The organism is Nonomuraea angiospora (assembly GCF_014873145.1).
Classification (GTDB): Bacteria; Actinomycetota; Actinomycetes; order Streptosporangiales; family Streptosporangiaceae; genus Nonomuraea; species Nonomuraea angiospora.
Genome location: NZ_JADBEK010000001.1, coordinates 12,310,573 through 12,333,454 on the forward strand (window position 1 = coordinate 12,310,573; position 22,882 = coordinate 12,333,454).

The following is a 22,882-nucleotide window of genomic DNA, read 5'->3' on the forward strand; positions in this document are numbered from 1 at the left end:
TCATGGCGCTCGACGTGCGCGAGGTCCCGAGAAAAGGCGGGGGGCCCAAGGCGGCTCCGCGGCCCCGCCGGGAGATCACCACGGCGTTCGTGGTGAGCAGGATCGCGGTGCTGGCCGTGGCCGCCGCGATCCTGCTCTACGCCGTGCCGCCGCTGGTCGCCGCCGAATCGTGGGTCTCGCTCGCGCTGCTGGGCGCCGTCAGCGCGGCCATCGCCTACCTCTACCTGACCCGGCGCTTCATTCCGGCCAAGTATCTGGTCCCCGGCACCGTCTTCCTGATCGCGTTCCAGGTGTTCCCGGTCGTCTACACGGTCACCACCGCGTTCACGAACTTCGGCGACGGGCACCGCGGCGACAAGGCCGCCGCGGTCACCGCCATCGAGACCGGCTCGGTGCGTCAGACCCCCGGCTCGCCCGAGTACGCCATGACGGCCGCGCTGCGCGGCGACGAATTGGTGTTCCTGCTGGTCGACCCCAAGACCAAGCAGGTGCGGCTGGGCGACGCCAAGGGGCTGTCGCCGCTGGCGGGCGCCCAGGTCGGGACCACCGGCAAGGTGCTGGCGGCCCCCGGGCTGACCGTGCTCAAGGCGCCCGAGGCCGCCGCCCGCGGGCAGGAGATCTCCGCGCTGGCCGTGCCGGCCGGCGACGGCGTGATCAAGGCGAACGGGCTCAGCCGGGCCGTCGAGGGCAAGGCGGCTCTGGTGTACGACGCCGGGTGCGACTGCGTGCGCGGCAACGGCGACACCTGGATGGCCGACGAGAGCCAGGGCTTCTTCGTCAACGCCAAGGGCGAGCACCTGGCGCAGGGCTGGCAGGTCGGCGTCGGGCTGGACAACTTCGCTCGGGTGCTGACAAATCCGACTATTTCGGGATATTTCGCGGGGGTGTTCGGCTGGAACCTGGTCTTCGCCCTGGCCTCCGTGCTCGGCACGTTCGCGCTCGGCATGTCGGTCGCGCTGGCGCTGCACCACCCGAGGATGCGCGGCACCCGGTTCTACCGGATCGCGCTGATCCTGCCGTACGCGATGCCCGCCTTCGCCATGCTGCTGGTCTGGCGTGACATGTTCAACCGCGACTTCGGCCTGATCAACCAGCTCCTCGGCGCCAACGTCGACTGGCTGGGCGAGACGGCGACCGCCCGGTTCGGGGTGATCCTGGTCAACCTCTGGCTCGGCTTCCCGTACATGTTCCTCGTCACCACCGGCGCGCTGCAGGCCATCCCGCGCGAGCTGACCGAGGCGGCGGCCATCGACGGGGCCACGCCGTGGAAGGCGTTCCGGCGGGTGACGCTGCCGCTGCTGCTGGTGGCGCTCACGCCGCTGCTGATCTCGTCGTTCGCCTACAACTTCAACAACTTCAACGCGATCGCGCTCACCACCGAGGGCGGGCCGTTCCCGGCCGACAACCCGCAGGTGGGCGGCACCGACCTGCTGATCACCTACACCTTCAGGCTGGCGTTCGGCGCGGGCGGCGCGCAGTTCGGCTTCGCGGCGGCCGTCTCGGTGTTCATCTTCACGATCGTGGCCGTCATCTCGGCCGTGGCGTTCCGCCGTACCCGCAAGCAGGAGGAGGTCTACGCGTGAAGCTCGCCCTCAGGCACGTCTTCGTGCTGATCGTGTGCGCGTTCGCGCTCTTCCCGATCCTGTTCGTGGTCTCGGCCGCGATCAACCCCATGGGCACGCTGGCCTCCACCGACCTGCTGCCGACCGGGGCCAGCCTGGTCAACTTCGCCCACCTGCTGACCTCCGACAGCTACCCGTTCGGCCGATGGTTCTTCAACTCGGTGTTCATCGCGCTGGTGGCCTCGTTCGCGAGCCTGCTGCTGTCGATGCTCGCCGCGTACGCCTTCAGCCGCATGCGCTTCGCGGGCCGCCGGGTCGGGCTGCTGGCGCTGCTGCTCATCCAGATGTTCCCGCAGTTCCTGGCCATCGTGACGATCTTCATGATCTTCACCAGGGTGACCGAGCTGTACCCGGCCTTCGGGTTCAACACGGTGTGGGGGCTGATGCTGCTCTACCTCGGCGGCGCGCTCGGCGTGAACACCTGGCTGATGAAGGGCTTCCTCGACACCGTGCCGAAGGAGCTGGACGAGGCCGCCACCGTGGACGGGGCCACGCACGCGCAGATCTTCTGGCGGGTCATCATGCCGCTGGTCACGCCGATCCTCGCGGTCACGGCGCTGCTGGCGTTCATCGGCACGATGAGCGAGTTCCTCATGGCGAACGTGTTCCTGCGCGACCCCGAGAGCAAGACCCTCGCCGTCGGCATGTACGGGATGATCGCCGGCGACCACCGCAACGCGAACTTCGGCATGTTCGCCGCGGCGACGCTGCTTACCGCGATTCCGACGGTCAGTGTGTTCCTCTGGTTGCAGAAGTACATCGTCTCCGGGCTCACCGCCGGGGCTGTCAAGGGATAGGTGGATTTGCGCTTCATCGGGGAGCCGCATCACGACGGCTCAGCTCTGTACGTCTCCGAGCAGGAGCCCGCCCTCGGCTCGCGGGTGACGCTGTGGCTGCGGGCGCCGCTGGCCGCCGGGATCACGGGCGTGCACGTGCGTACCGTGCACGACGGCGAGCCGCGCTACGCCGAGGCGGCGCCGGACCCGTCGCGGCGGGAGGCCGGCAGGTACGGCGGCACGGACGTCTGGTGGCGGGCCGAGATCACCGCGGTCAACCCGGTGACCCCGTACCGGTTCCTGCTCGCCACGCGGGGCGGCCAGGCGTGGCTGACCGCGGCCGGGCTCGTCGCCCACGACGTGACCGACGCGGGCGACTTCCGCCTCGTGTGCCACCAGCCGCCGCCCTCCTGGATGTCGGACGCGATCGTCTACCAGATCTTCCCCGACCGCTTCGACCGCTCCCGGCCCATGCGCGACCTGCCCGACTGGGCGCTGCCGCGCGACTGGGACCGCGACCCGGTCATCCCCGCCGGCCCCGGCACCTCGGACCAGTTCTACGGCGGCGACCTCGACGGCGTCGCCCAGCGGCTCGACCACGTCCAGAGCCTCGGCGTGAACACCGTCTACCTGACGCCGATCTTCCCCGCCCGCTCCAACCACCGCTACAACGCCTCCACGTTCGAGCACGTCGATCCGCTGCTCGGCGGCGACGAGGCGCTGCACCGCCTGTCCGGCGCGCTGCACGCCCGCGGCATGCGCCTGCTCGGCGACATCACCACCAACCACTGCGGCGACACGCACGAATGGTTTACCGCGGCCGTCTCCGACGTGAACGCGGTCGAGCGCGAGATGTTCTACTTCGACCCCGACTCCGGCGACTACGAGTCCTGGTGGGGCGTCAAGACGCTGCCCAAGCTCAACTGGGGCAGCGAGCTCGTCCGCGCCCGCATGCGGGCCGTGCTGAAGAAGTGGCTGGGGCCGCTGGACGGCTGGCGCGTGGACGTGGCCAACATGACCGGCAGGCGCGCCGCCGACGACCACAACCACGAGGTCGCCGCCATGCTGCGGGCCGAGCTGGGCCCAGAGGCCGCGTTCATCGCCGAGCACAACCACGACGCCTCCTCCGACCTCGACCGCGACGGCTGGCACGGCACCATGAACTACGGCGGCTTCACCCGCCCCGTCTGGACCTGGCTGCGCGGGCCCGAGCTGGACCTCGACCACTTCCTCGGCGTGCCGGGCGGCGTGCCGTCGCGCGACGGGACGGCCACGCTGGCCACGTTCCGGTCGTTCGCGTCCCACATGTCGTGGCGCTCGCTCGTCCACTCCTGGCAGCTGCTCGACTCGCACGACTCGCCCCGCATCCGCACCGTCACCGGCTCGCGCGAGCGCCACCTGCTCGCCCTCGCCCTGCAGGCCACGCTGCCGGGCACGCCGATGGTGTTCGCGGGTAGCGAGTTCGGCCTGACCGGGGTGAACGGCGAGCACTCCCGCACGCCGATGCCCTGGAACCGGCCCGCCGACCAGGACCTGGCGACGCTGGCGGCCTACCGGGAGCTGTTCGGGCTGCGCCGCGCCGAGCCCGCGCTGCGCCACGGCGGCCTGCGCTGGCTGCACGCCGACGCCGACTGCCTGGTCTTCGCGCGGGAGACCTACGAGGAGTCGATCCTGGTGTGCGTGCGGCGGGCGCCCGGCACGCCGCTGCGCCTCGGCGTCCACGCCCGCGGCCTCTACAACGCCGAGGACGGGGATCTGCTGCCCGGCGACGGACCTTCGGTGCGTCTCTGGCGTCTCGCGCGCTGATCACGCTACCTTGAGCTACCCCCCCATCCGCTCCAACTCGATAGTGGTGTGCTCGAATGAGGTTGCTGCCCGTCGCCGTCATGGCGGCTCTCCTGCCCGGTTTCACTCCGGCGGCCCCCGCGTACGCGCTGGCGGGCACCACGTACTACGTGGACTCCAAGTCGGGCAACGACGACGCGGCGGGCACCAGCGCCACCGCGCCGTGGAAGTCCCTCGACAAGGTCAACTCCGCCGACCTCAAGCCGGGCGACGCGGTCAGCTTCAAGCGCGGCAGCTCCTTCACCGGGCCGCTCAAGCTGGAGGCCAACGGCACCGCGGCCAGGCCGATCGTCGTCCAGGCGTACGGCACGGGCCCGCTGGCCAAAATCAGCGGCATGGACGACGACTGCGTCGTGCTCAGCGGCGACCACTGGCGCGTCGGCGGCCTGCGGGCCTCCCGCTGCCGCTGGGCCGGCTTCCAGCTGGCCGGTGACAGCAACGAGCTGGCCGGCGTGCAGGCCGACGGCAACATCGCCGGCGTCTACGTCACCCCGTCCGGCTCCCACAACGTCATCCGCGACAGCGTCCTGACCGACAACAACCGGATGAGCGTCAACGACGAGGGCGGCGACAACGACTCCGGCGCCTTCGGCGTGCTGCTCAACGGCGACGACAACCTCGTGACCGGCAACACCATCACCGGCAGCTTCGCCAAGAGCGCCGACTACGGCACCGACGGGGCCGCCGTCGAGATCTTCGACGGCGACCGTAACCGCGTCACCCACAACATCTCCAGGAACAACGAGACGTTCACCGAGCTCGGCGCCAAGAAGGGCAAGACCGCCACCGGCAACGTGTTCGCCTTCAACGTCGTGACCTCCTCCCGCAGCCGCGGCTCGTTCCTCATCACCCGAGGCCCGCGCCACATCGTGGGGCCTGTCAAGGGCACGATCGCCGTCCACAACTCGGTCTACCTGCCGGCCAGGGACACCATCGGCTGGTCCTGCCACGACGGCTGCTCCCCGTCGATCCTGAAGCTGCGCAACAACGTGATCGTGGTGGGCGGCGAGGCCGGCTGGGAGGACGGCAAGGGGGCCGACGAGGGCGGCAGCGTCTACCGGGGGCGCGTGGACAAGTTCAAGCTGGGGCCGAAGTCGATCGTGGCCGACCCGAAGTTCGTCTCCCGTACCGACCTGCGGCTGCGGCCCGGCTCGCCGGCGCTCGGCCGCGGCCTGCCCCTCACGTCCAAGTGGTACGGCGGCAGCGCGCTCAGCAAGGACATGGCCGGCAAGCCCCTGGCCGGTGCCCCCGACGCGGGCGCCTACCAGCACTGACGCCGTTCCCCCGCACCAACGCCGCTCTCTGCGCTGGTGCGGGGCCTCGCCGCCGGAGCGGTGTAAAGATGCAGTGAGTGTAAGCTTGCCGCCTATGGAGGAGTCGCGGCGCGAGCGTAAGAAGCGGCAGACCAGGCAGTTGCTCGTCGGCACGGCGCTCAGGCTGTTCGCCGCGCAGGGATACGAGCAGACGACCGTCGCGCAGATCGCCGCCGCGGCCGACGTCGCCACCAAGACGTTCTTCAACTACTTCCCGACCAAGGAAGACGTGCTGTTCGCCGAGGTCGTGGAGTACATGGAGCAGATGGCCGGCGTGGTCGCCGAGCGCGAGCCGTCGGACCGCGTCGCCGACGTGCTGCTCAAGACCTACGACCGGGTCATCGCCCACTACCTGACCAAGGGCCCGGTGGCGGGCGACCCCGAGCTGGCGAAGGTCTACGAGCACCTGGTCGCCACCGTGCCCGCCATCCAGGCCAAGGCGCTGCACATGATGTTCGGGGTGCAGCGCGAGGTCGCCCGGCACCTGCTGGAGGCCTTCCCCGACGTGCTCGACCCGATCAGCGCCGCGGCGGTGGCGGGCGCGTTCGTGGGCGCGGTCCAGGGGGCGGGCGGCGCCGCCCGCGAGGCAGGCCAGTCCGATGAGGAGATCGTGGCCTCGATGGCCCGCGCCGCCGAGATCGCCATCGGCGGGCTGCGCCCGTTCTAGAGTGGACGGGTGCTTCCAGATCTTCGCCAGCCGCTGGTGCGGCAGCTCGCCGAGTCCGACGCCCCCCGGCGCTACTGGCACCTGGGCGACGACGACGGGCGGGCCTGGCTGTTCGAGAGCGTCGAGGGCGACGGCGCCGAACAGTGGGCGATCAGGCAGGTGCTGGTCGGCGCCGACCGGGCCGCCCGCCGCTACTGGTGGCGCCACCTGCAGGACGAGCACGGCTTCCTCACCGACCAGCCGCTGGAGGTCTGGGAGCTGACCGAGATCACGGAGCAGGCGTTCGAGGCCGTCTGGGAGGCGAGCGGCTGAGGCGTCAGCCGCCGGCGGCCAGCGCCGGGTAGAGGCGCTCCAGCTCGCCCGAGAGCCCGGCCTTCGACTGCCGGCTGAGGGCGTCGGCCAGCACCTCGTAGGCCCCGCTCTCCAGGGCGTCGAGGGTCTGCGCGACGACCTCCCCCGGAGCGATCTTGGGTCCGGTGACGTGGGCGGCCATGTCGGTGTCGATGTAGCCCGCGTGCACCCCCAGGACGTGGGTGCCCTGCTCCTTCAGCTCCAGCCGCAGGGCGTTGGTCAGGGACCACGCCGCCGCCTTCGACGCGGCGTACCCGCTCACCTGGGGCAGCGTGATGAACGACAGCACCGACAGGACGTTCACCAGCGCCCCGCCGCCGTTGCGGGCCAGGACGGGGGCGAAGGCGCGGCTCATGGACAGGGTGCCGAAGTAGTTGGTGTCCATCTCGGCGCGCGCCGAGTCCGGGTCCGAGCTTCCGGAGCGCGAGATGCCGGCGTTGTTGACGAGCAGGTCCACGTCGGCGCAGCGCTCGGCCGCGGCCGCGACGGCGGCCGGGTCGGTGACGTCGAGCTCGATCGGGGTGAGGTTCGTGCCGGTGATCGTGGCGGGGTTCCTGGCGGCCGCGTAGACCGTGCGGGCCCCCCGGTCCAGGAGGGCCTGGGCGAAGGCGGCGCCCAGGCCGCGGTTGGCGCCGGTGACGAGTGCGACGCTGCCGGAGATCTTCATGACGACTGCTCCCAAGGTGTGGTCAGGGACGTTCGAGGATGAGGGCGTTGGCGAGGCCGCCCGCCTCGCACATGGTCTGCAGGGCGTAGCGGGCGCCGCGCTCGGCCATCGCGTGGACCAGGGTCGTGGCGATGCGGGCGCCGCTGGCGCCCAGCGGGTGGCCGAGGGCGATGGCGCCGCCCTTGACGTTGACCTTGGCCGGGTCGGCGCCGGTCTCCTGGAGCCAGGCCAGCACGACGCTCGCGAACGCCTCGTTGACCTCGAACAGGTCGATGTCGGCCAGGCTCAGCCCCGCGCGGCGCAGGACCTTCTCCGTGGCCGGGATGACGCCGGTGAGCATGAGGATCGGGTCCGAGCCGACGACGGCGAAGCTGTGCAGGCGGGCCAGGGGCCGCAGGCCCAGGCGGGCCGCCGTCTCCGAGGTGGTGACCAGTACGGCCGCCGCCCCGTCGTTGATCGGGCTGCTGTTGCCCGCGGTCACCGACCAGTCGATCTGCGGGAACCGCTCGGCGTAACCGGGGTCGGTGAAGGCCGGCCTGAGCCCGGCCAGGATCTCCGGCGTCGTGCTCGGGCGTACCGACTCGTCCCGGTCGAGCCCGCCGACGGGCGCGAGCTCGCCGGCGAAGGAGGAGGCGGCGGCCTTGCGGTGCGAGCCGGCGGAGAACTCGTCGAGCTGCTCGCGGCCGAGCGACCACTTGGCCGCGATGAGCTCCGCGCTGATGCCCTGCGGCACCAGGCCGTCGGGGAAGCGCGCGGCCAGCGCCGGGCCGAACGGGTCGGCGCCCGCGGGCACGTTCGACCACATCGGCACCCGGCTCATCGACTCCACGCCGCAGGCCACCACCAGGTCGTACGCGCCCGACATCACCCCCTGTGCGGCGAAATGCACCGCCTGCTGTGACGAACCGCACTGCCGGTCCACCGTGACCGCGGGCACCGACTCCGGGAGCCCGGCCGCCAGCCAGGCGTTGCGGGTGGTGTTCATGGCCTGCTCGCCCACCTGGTCGACGCAGCCGCCGATCACGTCGTCCACCAGGGACGGGTCCACCCCGCTGCGCTCGATCAGGGCGCGCAGCGTGTGCGCGAGCAGGTCCACCGGGTGGATCGCGGACAGGCCGCCGCCCGGTTTGCCCTTGCCGATCGGAGTACGTACGGCTTGCACGATGACGGCATCACGCACAGCGCCCTCCTCATCAGTTGGAAAACTGAACCCACTCTAGACCCGGTGGGTTGGATTTTCCAACGGACCCCTCCGGGTCAGGAGGTGGCGCTCGCCAAACCGCCGATGATCAGCTGGATGGCCGCGTCGAACGTGCGGCCGATCTCCTCAGGATCGTCCGACATGTGTCCCTGGGTCTCGGCCAGGATGAAACCCGAGACGAACGCGTGCAGGATGTCGCTCGTCCGCCGCAGCTCCGGGTCCGGCACCCCCGCCAGTCGCAGGATGCGGTAGAGCGTCTGCCAGATGGGCAGCCGCCGGTCGGCGATGAGTCTCGGATGGGTGTGGAGATATCCCCAGATGGCGGGGTGTTCCTTCGCGTGCCGGTGGTAGGCCAGCGCCAGCGCCATGAGCTGCTCCTGCCACGGGGCGCCGTCGTCCGGCGGCATGTGCATGCGCTCGGCCGCCGTGGCGCAGATCAGTGCCAGCAGCGCGTCCTTGCTCTCCACGTGGTGGTAGAGCGACATCGGGTTGACGTTCAGCTCGGCTGCCAGCTTGCGCATGGACAGCCCCTCCACCCCGCTCGCCTCCATCAGGCGAACCGCCGTGGAGCTGATCTCGTCGAGGGTCAAAGGGGCACCTCTGCGCGCGCTCACTGCCATACACCGTATGGTAGCGTCAGCCATACGGTGTATGGCTACTCGAAGGGAGCAATCATGGCGGAGATCCCCGCCCCGCAGGGCCTGCCCATCCTCGGCAACACGCTGCAGATTCCCTCTCACTCGCCGATGGAGCACTTCGCCCAGGTCGCGTCCCGGTACGACGAGGGCATCTACCGGCTGGAGATCGTCGGCCGCACGGTCGTGCTGGTGTACGACCCCGACCTGGTCGCCGAGGTGTGCGACGAGAGCCGGTTCGTCAAGCGGATCAAGCCGCCGCTGACGATCGTGCGCGACTTCGCCGGTGACGGGCTGTTCACGGCCGACCCGGACGAGCCGGTGTGGGGGCACGCGCACCGCATCCTGATGCCGGCCTTCAGCCAGCGGGCCATGAAGGCGTACTACGGGCAGATGCTCGAGGTCGCCGAGCAGCTCGTCGAGTCGTGGGCAGCCCGCCAGGGGGAGGACCTGCCCGTCTCCGACGACATGACCAGGCTGACCCTGGACACGATCTCGCTCACCGGGTTCGGCTACCGGTTCAACTCCTTCGACTCGCCCGAGCTGCACCCGTTCCTACAGGCCATGGGCGGCGCGCTCACCGAGGCCATGCTGCGCAACCAGCAGCTGCCGTTCGTCACCAAGCTCAAGCGCGGGCGCGAGGAGGCCTACCGGCGCGACATCGCCACCATGCAGTCGCTGGTCGACGACGTGATCAGGCAGCGCCGCGCCGAGGGCGCCACCGGCTCCAAGGACCTGCTCGGCCTCATGCTGGAGGCGTCCGACCCGCAGAGCGGCGCCCGCCTTTCCGACGAGAACATCCGCAACCAGGTCCTCACCTTCCTCATCGCCGGCCACGAGACCACCAGCGGCCTGCTCTCCTTCGCGCTCTACAACCTGCTGCGCGAGCCGCACACCCTGGCCCGCGCCTACGAGGAGGTGGACCGGCTGCTGCCGGGCGACGAGCCGCCCACGTACGAGACGATCATGAAGCTCGACGTCATCGCGCGTGTCCTGGAGGAGACGCTGCGGCACTGGTCGCCGATCCCGGGGTTCAGCGTCAGCGCGCTCGAGGACACCACGATCGGCGGCTACCCCATCGCCAAGGACCAGGGCGTCCTCGTGCTGCTGCCGGTGCTGCACCGCAGCCCCAAGGTGTGGGAGCGGCCGGACGAGTTCGACATCGACCGCTGGCTGCCGGAGAACAAGAAGGACCACCACCCCGGGGCGTACAAGCCGTTCGGCAACGGCGAGCGGGCCTGCATCGGCCGCCAGTTCGCGCTGACCGAGGCCAGGCTGGCGCTGGCGATGATCCTGCGGCGGTTCGCGATCTCCGACCCGAACGTCTACCGCATGAAGATCAAGCAGACCCTCACCCTCAAGCCCGACGGGTTCACGCTCAGGGTCCGCGAGCGGCGGGCGCACGAGCGGGCCGTCGTCGTGGCCCAGGAGGTCGAGGAGAGCGCGCAGCAGGAGATCGCCGTCACCGGCGTGCCGCTCACCGTCGCCTACGGCTCCAACCTCGGCACCAGCTCCGACATCGCCGAGCGCCTGGCCGAGCGGGCCGGCCGCGCGGGCTTCGCCACGACGCTGACCTCGCTCGACGACATGACGCCGCCGAGCGAGGGCCTGCTGGTCGTGGTCGCCTCCTCCTACAACGGCAAGGCCCCCGACAACGCCCAGCGCTTCGACGCCCTGGAGGCGCTGCCCGACCTGTCCGGGGTCCGGCTGGCCGTGCTGGGCTGCGGGAACACGCAGTGGCCCACGTACCAGGAGTTCCCGAAGCGCGCGTACGAGAAGCTGACGGCCGCCGGAGCGGTGCCGCTGATCGAGCGCGGCGAGGCCGACGCGGACGGCGACTTCGACGGCGACGTGACCGCCTGGACGGCCGGGCTGTGGGCGGCGCTGGCCGAGGAGTACTCGACTCCCGCGAATCTGGGCACCGAGAGCGCCGGGCCGCGTTACGAGATGGAGGTGCTCAGCGAGGCCGAGGTCAGGCCCTCGGTCGTCTCCGCGCGCGCGTTCCCGCTGACCGTCGTCTCCAACGAGGAGCTGACCTCCGACCCGAGCGGCCTCTGGGACTTCTCGACCGAGGCGCCGCGCCCCGGCGTGCGCTCCATCGTGGCCCGGCTGCCCGAAGGCGTCACCTACTCGGCGGGCGACCACGTGGCCGTCTTCGCCAAGAACGACCCCGAGCTGGTGGAGTGGGCGCTGCGCTGCCTGCGCGTCCCCCGCGAGCAGGTGGTACGGCTGCGCGCCGCCGGATCCACCCACCTGCCCGTGGACACGGCGGTCACGGCGGGCCTGCTGCTGACCGAGTTCGCCGAGCTGCAGGAGGTGGCCACCAGGTCCGACCTGGAGGCGCTGGCCGCGCACACCGCCTGCCCCTGGACCAAGGGCCAGCTCGCCGAGCTGACCGCGAACTACGCCGACGAGATCCTCGCCAAGCGCGTCTCCCCGCTCACCCTGCTCGAACGCTTCCCCGCGATCGAGCTGCCGCTGCCGGTGTTCCTGGAGATGGCCGGGCCGATCAAGCCGCGCTACTACTCCGTCTCCTCCTCGCCGCTGGCCGACCCCTCGCTCGTGCGCCTCACCGTCGGCCTCGTCGAGGGCCCCGCCTGGTCCGGCTCGGGCACCTACCAGGGCATGTGCTCGGCCTACCTCGCCGGGCTGAAGGAGGGCGAGGTGTTCTACGGCTACATCCGCGTGCCCGCGCCGCCGTTCCGGCTGCCGGACGACCCGGCCACGCCGGTGATCCTCGTCGGCCCCGGCACCGGCTTCGCGCCGCTGCGCGGCTTCATCGAGGAGCGCCTGCTGACCGGGGCTCCCGGCCGCGCCGCCGTCTTCACCGGCAGCCGCCACCCCCGGCACGACGAGCTGTACGCGGGCGACCTGGCCCGCTGGGGCGTGCCCGCGCACGCCGCGTACTCCGCCGTGCCCGGGCACCCGTACCGGTTCGTCCAGGACGCCATCGCGGCGCACGCCGACGAGGTGTGGGAGCTGCTCTCCCAGGGGGCGTACGTGTACGTCTGCGGCGACGGGCTGCGGATGGCGCCCGCGGTGCGGCAGACGCTGCTGGACATCTACCGGTCACGGACGGGGGAGGACGGGGCCGGGTGGCTGGCCGAGCTGGAGTCCTCCGGCCGCTACCAGCAGGACGTCTTCGCCTGATCCCACCCGCCCGCAGCGCGCTCCCGGCCGGTCGGCCGCCACGGCGAGCCGCGGTGCGACGGAGGCCGCTCGCCCTGCGGAGATCACGGCGGCCGGCCTCCGGGCGCCGCGTCGGCGGGGCGGGGAGGGGCGTACCGTGACCTGCGGAAACCTGCGACAGCCCTTTATCGACATTCCGGACTTAACACTGCATGCTGGGATATAAGCGCAGCATGCGCGACATGTCCGTGGAACATGCTCGAAACTTTTCCACGGCACTGTGAGAGCCTCTGAAAGGGGGCGGCAATGCTGCTGCGACTGAGGGTGTCGCTGCCGGACCGGCCGGGCGGCCTTGGCCAGGTCGCCAAGTCTCTTGGAGCGCTGGGCGCGGACATCCTGCAGGTCACCGTGCTCGAACGCGAGGCCGGACGGGCCGTGGACGATTTCACTGTTTCCTGGCCGGGCCCGGTGACCGCCTCAGAGGCTCGCGAGCGATTGTCGGGCATACCGGGGGTACGGGTGGAGGGCGTCTGGGCGACCAAGGAGGTGCCGGGCTCGGCGCTGGACTACGACCTTCTCATGCACGTCGTGTCCCAGCCCGCCCGGGGATTCGCCGCGCTGGTGGACGCGTTGCCGGGATTGTGCGGGGCGGAGTGGTCGGTGGCGCTGGCCGACGGCGCCGTGCGGCACGCCTCGCTGGCCGCTCCCGCGACGTTCGAGCTGAACCTTCCGGAGCCCCCGCCGCGGGCCGCCACCATGGACGCCAACGAACTGCGCCTGATGTTGCTGCCGGTGGTGGCGCAGGGGCTGCACCTGGTGGTCGCCAGGGCGGACGGGCCGGTGTTCCACCGCGCCGAGCTGGAGCGCGCCTCCCGCATCGTGGACGTGGTCGCCAAGCTGGCCGCCCGCGCCCGGCCCGGGGCGGCTACCGGCTAGTCGTGGCCGGGCAGGCCGGACACCTCGTGGCCGGCGTGGAACAGCGCCTCCGCGATGAGAGCCCGTACGTGGGAGTCGCGTGCCCGGTAGAGCACGCGACGCCCGTCCCTGCGGGTGTCCACCAGTCCCGCCAGCCGGAGCTTGGCGAGGTGCTGCGACACGGACGGGCGGGGCACGCCGATGGCCTCGGCAAGCGAGTTCACATCCTTCTCGCCGGATGAGAGCAACCACATCAGCCTCAGCCGGGTGCCGTCGCTGAGCATGCGGAAGGCGTCCACGGCCGCGTTCACCTGGGCGGGAGTGGGTTGCTCCTGCGACTGTTTGGCACCTGAGACGTTGTCGCGTGCGTACATAACTACATATCCTGGTCAAAAGGGTCGAATTGCGCAAGCGAGGAATGCGATGACTGACCACAGGGACCATGAGGCACACGGGCACGGCCACGGGCATGGGCACTTCGGCGGGAGCCGGGGGTGGTTCGCCCGGGTGGCGCACGCGGTCGCGGCGCACAGTCCGCTCAGCGCCCACTCCCACGACAGCGCCGACAAGACCGACGCCGCCCTGGAGACCAGCAGCCGCGGCATGCGCGTGCTGGCCGTCTCGTTCGCCGTCCTCATGGTCACCGCCGCCGTTCAGGCGGTGATCGTCCTGGCCTCCGGGTCGGTCGCGCTGCTCGGCGACACCCTGCACAACGTGGCCGACGCGCTCACCGCCGTCCCGCTGGCGATCGCGTTCTCGCTCGGCCGCCGCGCCGCCACCCGGCGCTTCACCTACGGGTACGGCAGGGCCGAGGACCTCGCGGGCATCGTCATCGTCCTGCTGATCGCCGCCTCGGCGGCCCTGGCCGGGTACGAGGCCGTCACCCGCCTGCTGAACCCCCAGGATCTCCGGGCCGTCGCATGGGTGGCCGGGGCGGCCGTGGTGGGGTTCGCGGGGAACGAGTGGGTGGCCCGCTACCGGATCAAGGTGGGCCGGGAGATCGGCTCGGCCGCCCTGGTGGCCGACGGGCTGCACGCCAGGACCGACGGCTTCACCTCGCTGGCCGTCCTGCTGGGCGCGGGCGGCGCAGCGCTCGGCTTCCCCCTGGCGGACCCGATCGTGGGCCTGCTGATCACGTTCGCCATCTGCTTCGTGCTGCGGGACGCCGCCCGTGAGATCTACCACCGGCTCATGGACGCCGTGGACCCCGCCCTCGTGGACCAGGCCGAGCGCATCCTGGGCGGGGTGGCCGGGGTCCACCGCGTCGGCTCCGTACGCCTGCGCTGGATCGGCCACGCCCTGCACGCGGAGGTGGAGATCCTCGTAGATCACGACATGTCGGTGGTGGACGCCCACGCGGTGGCGGTGGAGGCCGAGCACCGGCTCATCCACGAGCTGCCGCGCCTGAGAGCCGCCACCGTCCACACCGACCCGCACGGCCCCGCGGGCGCCGACCACCACGCCAGCCTGTCAACCCACCGCTCGCGCTGAGACGCAACCGGCCACGGAACCCTGCCTTGACCGCACGCCGACCGTGAGGAACGCTGAAGCGGGAGACGATGCCGGGGGCATTACGCGTGAGGCGTCCATTCATCACCTTGTTGTCCGCCAACGCCCTGTCCGTCACCGGAAACGTGCTCTCCATGCTCGCCGTCCCCTGGTTCGTCCTGGAGACCACGGGAAGCGCCGCGCTCACGGGGCTGGCCGCCTTCGCCACCACCTTCCCCATCGTCATCTCCGCCGCGTTCGGCGGCACGCTGGTGGACTGGCTGGGGTTCCGCGCGGCGAGCGTGGTGTCCGACCTGGTCAGCGGGGTCGTCGTGCTCGCCGTTCCGGCGCTGTTCCTGACGACCGGGCTGTCCTATCCGCTCCTGCTGCTCCTGCTGTTCGTACGGTGGCTGGCCGCCACGCCGGGGGAGACCGCGCGCAAGGCCATGCTGCCCGACCTGTCGGCCCTCGGCCGCGTCCGCATCGAGCACGCGACGGCGGCCTACGACGGCGCCAGCCGCGGCGCGACCATGGTGGGCGCCCCGCTCGCCGGGGTCCTGATCCTCTGGGCGGGACCGAGCACGCTCCTCATCGTCGACGGCGTCACCTTCCTGCTGTCGGCGGCGCTCGTCGCCGGCGGAGTCCCGCGCATCGAGAACGCCGACCGCGAATCCGGCGGCTACCTGCGCGACCTGCGCGACGGCCTGGCCTTCCTCTGGCGCGACCGCCTGCAGCTGAGCGCCACCAGCATGATCGTGGTCGTCAACATGCTCGACACGGGCGTGACCCAGGTGCTGCTGGCCCTGTACGCCCGGGACGTGGCCGGCGACCCCCGCGCGTTCGGCCTGCTCACCGGCGCGCTCGGGGCGGGCGCCGTGGCGGGGACGATCGTGTACGGGGCCGCCGGCGAACGATTACCCATGAGGCTGACCTACGGAGTGTGCTTCCTCATCGCCGGCGTCCCGCGCGTGCTGGTCCTGGCGCTCGGCGCGCCGTTCCCCGTGGCGCTCGCCACGGCCGCGCTGTCCGGGTTCGCCGCCGGCGCGATCAACCCGATCCTCGGCATCCTGCAGTTCGGCCGCATCCCCGCCCCCATGAGAGCGCGGGCGCTCGGCACCATGACGGCCGCCGCGTACGCCGCCATGCCGGCCGGCGGGCTGCTGGCCGGCTCGCTCACCGAGCTGACCGGCCTGCGGACCACGCTCTACGCGTTCGCCGCCCTCTATCTGATCACGTCCATCCCGCCGTTCGTCTGCCGGGCCTGGCGGGAGCTGGATCAGCCGTCTACCGCGAAACCGTAGCCAACAGCGCGGACTCCGTGATGGGGGACTCGTGCGTGCCGGCGACCGTGCACGCGTGCGCGCCGGCCACCGCGCCCAGGCGTACGCACTCCTCCAGCGACCGGCCGCGCAAGGTGCCGTACAGGAAGCCGGAGACGAACGCGTCGCCCGCCCCGTTGCTGTCGGCCACCGGCCCGGGCAGCGGCGCGGCCGGGAAGGCGCGCACGCCGCGGTCGCGCGTCAGCACGAGGCAGCCGTCGGCCCCGCGCGTGCAGACGACGGTGTGGGCGCGGCCGCGCTCGAGGATGTCGCGCATCGTGGCGGCCGGGTCGGCCAGCGCGGTGGCCGACAGGAACACCAGGTCGGAGCGGTAGGCGAAGTCCTTGTGGTAGTCGTTGGCGCCGTCCCAGTCGTGCAGGTCGGTGGAGATCGGCGTGCCGTCGAGGTCGGGGTAGACGTGGCGGCAGAAGTCCATGATCGACAGGTGGACGTGCCTGGCGCGCGTGTTCGCGTACAGCTCGCGCGGCAGGCGCTCGTCCGGCGTGACCTTCGGGTCGTGGAGCGAGGTGCGGCGGCCGTCCGGCCCCACGAGCAGGACGCTGCGCCGGGTGCCCGCCGCGGCGGGCCCGAAGGAGCAGTCGACCTCGCGCAGCGCCTGGCGGACCAGCGCGCCCTGCGGGTCGTCGCCGATCAGGTCGGCGAAGGCGACGGCGAGGCCGAGCGCGTGGCAGCCCAGCGCCACGCCCGCGCCCGTGTTGCCGATCCGGTCGACGACCGGGGGCACGTGGTAGGTGTCCTGGTACGGCAGCGGCAGCTCCGGCACGTACACCGTCGTATCGACCCCGGCCCCTCCGAGGACCAAGATATCCGTATTCATGGCTTCCACTCCGTGGAGGCGGGCTCGGTCGCTGGGGAGCCGTCGCCTTCCCTCGTCGCTCTGGTCGCTGCGCTCCCGCCGCTCCTCAGTCCAGGCGACGGCGCTCCCTCGCCGGTCACCGGTTGACCAGCGGGCCGGAGCCGGTGGAGCCGCGGACGACGAGCTCTGGCTGGAAGATCAGCTCGACGTGCTTGGCGGGGGCGCTGTTGACCTCTTCGAGCAGCGTCTGCACGGCCGCCGAGGCCATCGCGCCGATCGGCTTGCGCACGGTGGTCAGCGGCGGGTCGGTGAACGCGATCAGCGGCGAGTCGTCGAAGCCCACCACGGACACCTCTCCCGGCACCGACAGCCCCTTCTCCCGGCAGGCGCGGATCGCGCCCAGCGCCATCAGGTCGCTCGCGCACACGATGCCGGTGCAGCCGCGGGCCAGCAGCTGCGCGGCGGCCGCCTGACCGCCCTCGACGGAGAACAGCGAGTGGGCGATCAGCTCGTCGACGTCGGTCGCGCCGAGCAGCTGCGCCATGGCCTGCTTGTAGCCGTCGATCTTCCTGATCACCGGCACGAACCTGCGCGGCCCCAGCGCGATCCCGATCCGCTCGTGGCCGAGGTCGACCAGGTGCTGCACGGACAGCCGGGCGGCCATGCGGTCGTCGGGCGAGATGAAGGGCGCGTCGATGTGCTCGCTGTAGCCGTCGACCAGCACGATCGGCAGCCCGCGGTCGGTCAGGCGGGTGTAGCGGTCCATGCGGGCGGTGCTGTCGGCGTGCAGCCCGGAGATGAACACGATGCCGCTCACCCCGCGGTCGACCAGCAGCTCGGTGAACTCGTCCTCCGGCGCGCCGCCGGGCAGCTGGGTGCACAGGACCGGCGTGTAGCCGTGCTGGGTCAGCGCCTTCTCGATGGCCTGCGCGAACGCGGGGAAGATCGGGTTGTCCAGCTCCGGCGTCACCAGGCCGACCAGCCCGTTGCTGCGCTGGCGCAGCCGGGGCGGGCGCTCGTAGCCCATGAGGTCGAGCGCGGTCATCACCGCCTGGCGGGTGGCGGCCGAGACGCCGGGTTTGCCGTTGAGCACCCTGCTGACCGTGGCCTCACTCACCCCGGCCTGGGCGGCGATGTCGGCTAGGCGAGCGTGACCGTTCATGCCACTCACTTTACTTTCCACCAGGCCGCCGAATCCCCTGCTCCAGGGACATCCGACGCGATCAGGAGCTCCCCGCCGATCCCGAAGTCCACCGGCGTCGCGGTGAGGTTGACGGCGCAGACGAACGGCCCCCTGGAGAACACGAGCGTGCCCTCGGGCGACTCGTGCCAGACGAGGTCCCCGCTCAGCGCGCGCCGCAGCCCCAGCGCCTCCCGGTACAGCTCCAGCGTCGAGCCGGGCACCCCTTCCTGCGCCTCCACGCTCAGCTCGGCCCACTCGGACGGGATCGGCAGCCACGGGTCCCGCCAGCCGGACTCGCGCGTCCACGGCAGCGGGACGCGGCAGCCGTCCCGGCCGCTGTCGGGGTCGCGCAGCCGCTGAGGGTCCTGGCACACCTCCTCCGGCAGGTCGAGCACCTCGGGCAGGCCCAGCTCCTCGCCCTGGTAGACGTAGACCGAGCCGGGCAGCGCGAGCGTCAGCAGCGCGGCCGCGCGGGCCCTGGCCAGGCCGCCGTAGCGGGTGACGTGCCGCTTGACGTCGTGGTTCGACAGCACCCAGGTGGTCGGGGCGCCCACGGAGCCGGCCGTGGCGAGAGAGGAGTCGATCACCGCCCTGAGCTCGGCGGCGTTCCACGGGGTGAACAGGTAGTGGAAGTTGAACGCCTGGTGCAGCTCGTCCGGGCGGACGTACATCGCCAGCCGCTCGGCCGTCGGCGCCCACGCCTCGGCCACGCCGATGCGCTGGCCGGGATAGGAGTCGAGCACGCGCCGCCACGCGCGGTGGATGTCGTGCACGCCGTCATTGTCGAAGTACGGCACCGGCTCCTTGCCGATCAGCCTGGTCTGGTCCGGGTGGCCGATGTCGGGCAGGTCGCGCGGCTTGACCATGCCGTGCGCCACGTCCACGCGGAAGCCGTCGACCCCCAGGTCGAGCCAGAAGCGCAGGATCGACTCGAACTCGCCGCGCACCTCGTCGTTGTCCCAGTTGAGGTCCGGCTGCGCGGGGTCGAACAGGTGGAGGTACCACTGCCCGTCCTCGACCCGCGTCCACGCCGGGCCGCCGAAGATCGACTCCCAGTCGTTCGGCCGGTCGCGGAAGATGTAGCGATCCCGGTGCTCGCCGCGCAGCGCCTCCTGGAACCAGGGGTGGGCCGAGGAGGTGTGGTTGGGGACGATGTCCACGATCACCCGCAGGCCGACGGCGTGCGCCTCGTCGATGAGCGCCTTGGCGTCCGCGAGCGTCCCGAACAGCGGGTCGACGTCCCGGTAGTCCGCGACGTCGTACCCGAAGTCGGCCATGGGGGAGGTGTAGAAGGGCGTCAGCCAGATGGCGTCGACGCCGAGCCCGGCCAGATAGGGCAGGCGATCGCGAACGCCGATCAGGTCGCCCACGCCGTCGCCGTCGCCGTCGGCGAAGCTGCGCACGTACACCTGGTAAATCGCGGCGTCTCGCCACCATGCGGTCATAGTCTCCCCTTGACGGTCCCGACTATGAAATCCCTTGCCGCAAGTTTACGCAAGCCCTTACATACCCCTCCAATACGGAAATTCCGGCGTAAGAACGCACAAAGCCCTCGACCGAAAGGCCTGCGCAGGAGATTCTTTATGTCAAGGGTGGACATCTAGCGTTAAGGCGCGATGTACTACCTCTTCAATCAGCCTCGTCACAGGTGACACGCGCGCAAGGTGTGGGCCCATGAGCTCGGTCGTTCTCGACAAAGTGACCAAGGTGTATCCGGGCGACTACCTCGCAGTCGACCGGTTGAGCCTGCGGGCCGAAGACGGCGAGTTCCTCGTCCTCCTCGGGCCCTCCGGCTGCGGCAAGTCCACGCTGCTCCGCATGATCGCGGGCCTGGAGGAGATCACCGACGGTGACCTGTGGCTGGACGGCGAGCTCGCCAACCATCTGGCCCCGCGCGATCGTGACGTCGCCATGGTGTTCCAGAACGGCGCGCTGTATCCGCACCGGACGGTGCGCGGGAACATCGCCTTCCCCCTGGAGATAGCCAAGTCGGACCCGGCGATGGTGCGCGAGCGGGTGACCGAGCTGTCGAAGGCGTTACACATCGACGAGACGCTGGACCGCCGCCCCGGCACGCTCTCCGGCGGCCAGCGGCAGCGCGTGGCCATGGGGCGGGCCATCGTCCGCCAGCCCAAGCTGTTCCTCATGGACGAGCCGCTGTCGAACCTGGACGCGGGCATGCGCACCGAGCTGCGCATGGAGATCTCGGCGCTGGTCAGGTCGCTCGGCGTCACCACGATCTACGTGACGCACGACCAGGTGGAGGCGCTCACGCTCGCCGACCGGATCGCCATCCTGAACCGAGGGGTGCTCCAGGACGTCGGCACCCCCGCCCAGATTTACAACGATCCAGCCACCGCGTTCGTGGCGGCGTTCCTCAACTCCCAGCAGTTGAACCTGTTGGCGGCCACTGTCAGGACGCCGCAGAACCAGTACGTCATGCTCGACTTCGGGCCGCACCAGCTCACGATGCCGTGGAGCGATCCGAGGGCGTACGCGATCTCGCAGCACACCGGCGGGCAGGTGCTGGTGGGCATGCGCCCGGACGGGCTGGCGCCGGTGCAGGAGTCGTACGACGGGCCGTCGTTCTTCGGGCGGGTGCGGGCGCTGGAGTACCACGGGCACGAGTGGCTGGCGTACCTGGAGTGCGGGGTGCCCGCCGTACCGGTGCCGGAGCCGCCGGACCCGCGCCAGCGGAGCAACGCGAACAAGAACGGCTCGGGGAAGCTGTCAGGACTGGTACGGCGGATCTTCTCCGCGCAGCGGGAGGAGGAGCACCAGGAGCAGGAGCAGGTCGGCCAGCACCCGAACAGCGGCATCCACCGCCGCTCCGACCTGATCGTCCGCCTGGGCAACCGCCCCGTCTGGCGCGCGGGCGACGCCGCCAAGGTCGCGATCGACCTTTCCCGCATCATGATCTTCACCCTCGACGGCGCCCGCATCGACCCCCCGCGCCGATAGCCCGCCGCCACCGCCCCGCGGTTCACTGCTGGAGGGTCTGGCTGCGTTCGATGAGGTCCAGCATTCCTTTCCGGATCTGGCGCAGGAAGACGAGGACCTCCTCGGCGGCCGCGGCGACGGCCTGGTCGCCGGGGGCGACGGCGGGTTCGAGCAGCCGGGCCACGGTGTCGGCGAGAACCTGGTCGGGATCGACGCCGAGGGCGGCGGTGGCCGGGTCGGACAGGGCGGCGCCGAACCCGGTGAGCACGGCGTGCACGGCGTAGGTCAGCTCGGGCAGCGGACGGTCGTGGCGGATCAGCCCGTGGCGGTGATGGATCGGCATGCCCGCCTCGCACAGGGCGCTGGGCGTGGTGCGGGCGAACAGCTCGCGGTCGCCCGCCTGCTGGGTGAGCAGCCGCAGCAGGTCGGCGTCGCCGCTCTGCACCCGGCGGGCCAGCGGGAACTTCAGCCCGGTGCGGACCAGCAGCGGGGCCAGGCGGTGCGGCAGCACGGTGGCGGGGTCGGCGCTGACGCGGGTGGTGATCTCGTCCAGGAAGGCCAGCAGTTCGCGGGCGAACAGCCCGAGGATGAGGTCCTCTTTGGCGGGCCAGTACAGGTAGACGGTGCCCTTGCCGACCCCCGCCGCGCGGGCGATCTCGCTGACCGTCACCTTGTGCACGCCGTGATCGAGCACCAGCTCCCGTGCGCTGTCCAGGATGCGGGCGGCTTTGCGCGAGTGGCGCTCGATCAGCTGGCTCACGTGGGCTGTCCTCTTTCGTGTGCTTCCGTGCCGGCGTCGGTCACACGGCGGCGACGTCGAAGGTCTTGTTCCTCATGTCCGGACCGTTCATTATCTTGCCCATGGCCGGCCCGATGACCGGCGCGCGCATGAGGCGCAGCATCGCGCCGCGCATGACCTGCTCCTTGCGGTCGTGCGGCGTGAAGATCCTGCGCATGATCAGCGCGCTGTCCTGCTCGGTCTGGATGAAGGGCCGCATCCGGGCCTCCCACGCCCGCAGCGCGCCGGGCAGGTCGCCGGGGTGGCGCTGCAGCATGGTGCCCAGTAGCTCGCCGCCGGCGATGCCGCTGGAGGCGCCCATGCCCGCGTACAAGGTCACGCACCAGGCGGCGTCGCCGACCAGGACCACCCGGCCGTGGTGCCAGCGCGGCATCTTGACCTGGTTCACCGAGTCGAACAGGAACTCCGGGGCCTGCTCGAACGCCGTGAACAGCTTCTCCAGGAGCGGTCCGGCGGGCTGCGGGCCGAACGCGGCGCGGATGGACTCGATCGGCGGGCGGGCGAACTCGGCGTCGATGTCGCCGGTGCGGTAGGAGAACAGCAGGCCCGGCGGGTGGTCGGAGAAGGGGAAGATCCACGCTGAGCGTCCCGGCTCGGCCAGGGTCAGGCCCTGCCCCTGGCCGAGGCCCTCGATCGGCTGGTCCAGCACGGTGGCGCCGATCATGTAGTTCAGCGGGTGCAGGTGCTCCTCGGGGCCGAAGGCCAGCCTGCGCACGGTCGAGCGCATCCCGTCGGCGCCCACCACCAGGTCGAAGCGCTCGGTGACGGTGGCGCCGGAGGCGGTGTCGCGCAGGGTGACCTCCGCCGCGGAGTCGTCCTGGGCGATGTGGGTGGGCACGGTGGAATAGCGGATCTCCACATCGGCCGGGAGCGCGGCGAACAGCGCCCGCTCGATGTCGCCGCGCAGCACCACCCGCGGCTTGCCGGGCAGGTTGGCCAGGCTCATGCCGGCGGTGTGGCGTCCGGCCCGGTTCACCTCGTACGGGGGAAACCGCGGGGTGCGGTCGCCGATCGCCTCCAGCACGCCCAGCCGCCCCGCGGAGGCGACACCGGTGCCGAACAGCAGGATGAAGTACCCGCCTGAGCGGCGTGCCGGAGCCCGCTCCACCAGCACCGGCTCCCAGCCCACCTGCCGCAGGCGCAGCGCGGTGGCGATGCCCGCGATCCCGAGCCCCACCACCAGCGCACGGCCACGCCCGACTGCGTCCTTCATAC

Annotated in this window: 20 protein-coding genes; 11 read left to right on the top strand and 9 right to left on the bottom strand. The window is 71.3% G+C overall.

All coding sequences use genetic code 11. The annotated features are described in order from the left end of the window. Nucleotides 1-2 precede the first annotated feature (2 nt). The 6 genes from H4W80_RS56490 to H4W80_RS56515 all read left to right on the top strand — a co-directional run bounded on the left by H4W80_RS56490 (nt 3) and on the right by H4W80_RS56515 (nt 6,535). Nucleotides 3-1,583, top strand: coding sequence for an ABC transporter permease subunit (locus H4W80_RS56490; protein WP_192792569.1), 1,581 nt, complete (start codon nt 3-5; stop codon nt 1,581-1,583). Beyond that, nucleotides 1,580-2,419, top strand: coding sequence for a sugar ABC transporter permease (locus tag H4W80_RS56495; RefSeq protein ID WP_318787545.1), 840 nt, complete (start codon nt 1,580-1,582; stop codon nt 2,417-2,419). Before H4W80_RS56490 ends, H4W80_RS56495 begins: the two co-directional genes overlap by 4 nt. Further along, the gene (locus tag H4W80_RS56500) at nt 2,420-4,204 is read left to right on the top strand and encodes a glycoside hydrolase family 13 protein (protein ID WP_318787546.1); all 1,785 of its coding nucleotides are present in this window, start codon (nt 2,420-2,422) and stop codon (nt 4,202-4,204) included. It begins immediately after the preceding gene. Nucleotides 4,205-4,260: 56 nt separating this feature from the next. Next, nucleotides 4,261-5,517: a right-handed parallel beta-helix repeat-containing protein gene (locus tag H4W80_RS56505; protein ID WP_225964241.1), complete on the top strand. Its 1,257-nt coding sequence runs from the start codon at nt 4,261-4,263 to the stop codon at nt 5,515-5,517. Nucleotides 5,518-5,611: 94 nt separating this feature from the next. Continuing rightward, entirely contained in the window at nt 5,612-6,223 is a 612-nt protein-coding gene (locus tag H4W80_RS56510; RefSeq protein ID WP_192792570.1) for a TetR family transcriptional regulator, read from the top strand. A gap of 9 nt (nt 6,224-6,232) precedes the next feature. Further along, a complete protein-coding gene (locus H4W80_RS56515; protein ID WP_192792571.1) occupies nt 6,233-6,535 on the top strand; it encodes a hypothetical protein in 303 nt (100 codons plus the stop codon). A gap of 4 nt (nt 6,536-6,539) precedes the next feature. Here the strand turns inward: H4W80_RS56515 and H4W80_RS56520 are convergent, their stop codons facing one another. The 3 genes from H4W80_RS56520 to H4W80_RS56530 all read right to left on the bottom strand — a co-directional run bounded on the left by H4W80_RS56520 (nt 6,540) and on the right by H4W80_RS56530 (nt 9,032). Continuing rightward, nucleotides 6,540-7,241 carry an SDR family oxidoreductase gene (locus tag H4W80_RS56520; RefSeq protein WP_192792572.1) on the bottom strand — a complete coding sequence of 234 codons (702 nt, stop codon included), beginning with the start codon at nt 7,239-7,241 and terminating at the stop codon, nt 6,540-6,542. A gap of 22 nt (nt 7,242-7,263) precedes the next feature. Continuing rightward, nucleotides 7,264-8,421, bottom strand: a complete 1,158-nt coding sequence (locus tag H4W80_RS56525; RefSeq protein WP_192792573.1) for a thiolase family protein — start codon at nt 8,419-8,421, stop codon at nt 7,264-7,266. A 77-nt stretch (nt 8,422-8,498) separates the two neighbouring features. Further along, nucleotides 8,499-9,032: a TetR/AcrR family transcriptional regulator gene (locus tag H4W80_RS56530; RefSeq protein ID WP_225964242.1), complete on the bottom strand. Its 534-nt coding sequence runs from the start codon at nt 9,030-9,032 to the stop codon at nt 8,499-8,501. An 84-nt stretch (nt 9,033-9,116) separates the two neighbouring features. Here H4W80_RS56530 and H4W80_RS56535 point away from each other — a divergent pair, with 84 nt between their 5' ends. Both H4W80_RS56535 and H4W80_RS56540 read left to right on the top strand, forming a co-directional pair. Further along, a complete protein-coding gene (locus tag H4W80_RS56535; protein ID WP_192792575.1) occupies nt 9,117-12,227 on the top strand; it encodes a bifunctional cytochrome P450/NADPH--P450 reductase in 3,111 nt (1,036 codons plus the stop codon). A gap of 285 nt (nt 12,228-12,512) precedes the next feature. Continuing rightward, complete coding sequence (locus H4W80_RS56540) at nt 12,513-13,142, top strand: ACT domain-containing protein (protein WP_192792576.1); 630 nt, start codon at nt 12,513-12,515, stop codon at nt 13,140-13,142. Here the strand turns inward: H4W80_RS56540 and H4W80_RS56545 are convergent. Then, a complete protein-coding gene (locus H4W80_RS56545) occupies nt 13,139-13,495 on the bottom strand; it encodes an ArsR/SmtB family transcription factor (protein WP_192792577.1) in 357 nt (118 codons plus the stop codon). The two genes, H4W80_RS56540 and H4W80_RS56545, sit on opposite strands and share 4 nt — an antisense overlap. Nucleotides 13,496-13,544: 49 nt before the next feature. On the opposite strand from H4W80_RS56545, the gene H4W80_RS56550 reads away from it, so the two are divergent. Together H4W80_RS56550 and H4W80_RS56555 are read left to right on the top strand one after the other, a co-directional pair. Further along, nucleotides 13,545-14,612, top strand: coding sequence for a cation diffusion facilitator family transporter (locus H4W80_RS56550; protein ID WP_192792578.1), 1,068 nt, complete (start codon nt 13,545-13,547; stop codon nt 14,610-14,612). An 86-nt stretch (nt 14,613-14,698) separates the two neighbouring features. Beyond that, nucleotides 14,699-15,910 carry an MFS transporter gene (locus H4W80_RS56555; RefSeq protein WP_192792579.1) on the top strand — a complete coding sequence of 404 codons (1,212 nt, stop codon included), beginning with the start codon at nt 14,699-14,701 and terminating at the stop codon, nt 15,908-15,910. On the opposite strand, the gene H4W80_RS56560 is transcribed toward H4W80_RS56555, so the two are convergent. The 3 genes from H4W80_RS56560 to H4W80_RS56570 all read right to left on the bottom strand — a co-directional run bounded on the left by H4W80_RS56560 (nt 15,894) and on the right by H4W80_RS56570 (nt 19,373). Further along, nucleotides 15,894-16,766: a carbohydrate kinase family protein gene (locus H4W80_RS56560; RefSeq protein WP_192792580.1), complete on the bottom strand. Its 873-nt coding sequence runs from the start codon at nt 16,764-16,766 to the stop codon at nt 15,894-15,896. The two genes, H4W80_RS56555 and H4W80_RS56560, sit on opposite strands and share 17 nt — an antisense overlap. A 115-nt stretch (nt 16,767-16,881) precedes the next feature. After that, nucleotides 16,882-17,907 carry a LacI family DNA-binding transcriptional regulator gene (locus H4W80_RS56565; protein ID WP_192792581.1) on the bottom strand — a complete coding sequence of 342 codons (1,026 nt, stop codon included), beginning with the start codon at nt 17,905-17,907 and terminating at the stop codon, nt 16,882-16,884. A gap of 5 nt (nt 17,908-17,912) precedes the next feature. Next, a complete protein-coding gene (locus H4W80_RS56570) occupies nt 17,913-19,373 on the bottom strand; it encodes a glycoside hydrolase family 13 protein (protein WP_192792582.1) in 1,461 nt (486 codons plus the stop codon). Between the two features lie 229 nt (nt 19,374-19,602). On the opposite strand from H4W80_RS56570, the gene H4W80_RS56575 reads away from it, so the two are divergent. Further along, a complete protein-coding gene (locus H4W80_RS56575) occupies nt 19,603-20,889 on the top strand; it encodes an ABC transporter ATP-binding protein (protein WP_192792583.1) in 1,287 nt (428 codons plus the stop codon). 22 nt (nt 20,890-20,911) lie between these two features. Here the strand turns inward: H4W80_RS56575 and H4W80_RS56580 are convergent, their stop codons facing one another. Together H4W80_RS56580 and H4W80_RS56585 are read right to left on the bottom strand one after the other, a co-directional pair. Beyond that, nucleotides 20,912-21,628, bottom strand: a complete 717-nt coding sequence (locus H4W80_RS56580; RefSeq protein WP_192792584.1) for a TetR/AcrR family transcriptional regulator — start codon at nt 21,626-21,628, stop codon at nt 20,912-20,914. A gap of 40 nt (nt 21,629-21,668) precedes the next feature. Beyond that, complete coding sequence (locus tag H4W80_RS56585; RefSeq protein ID WP_192792585.1) at nt 21,669-22,880, bottom strand: FAD-dependent monooxygenase; 1,212 nt, start codon at nt 22,878-22,880, stop codon at nt 21,669-21,671. Between the last annotated feature and the right edge of the window lie 2 nt (nt 22,881-22,882).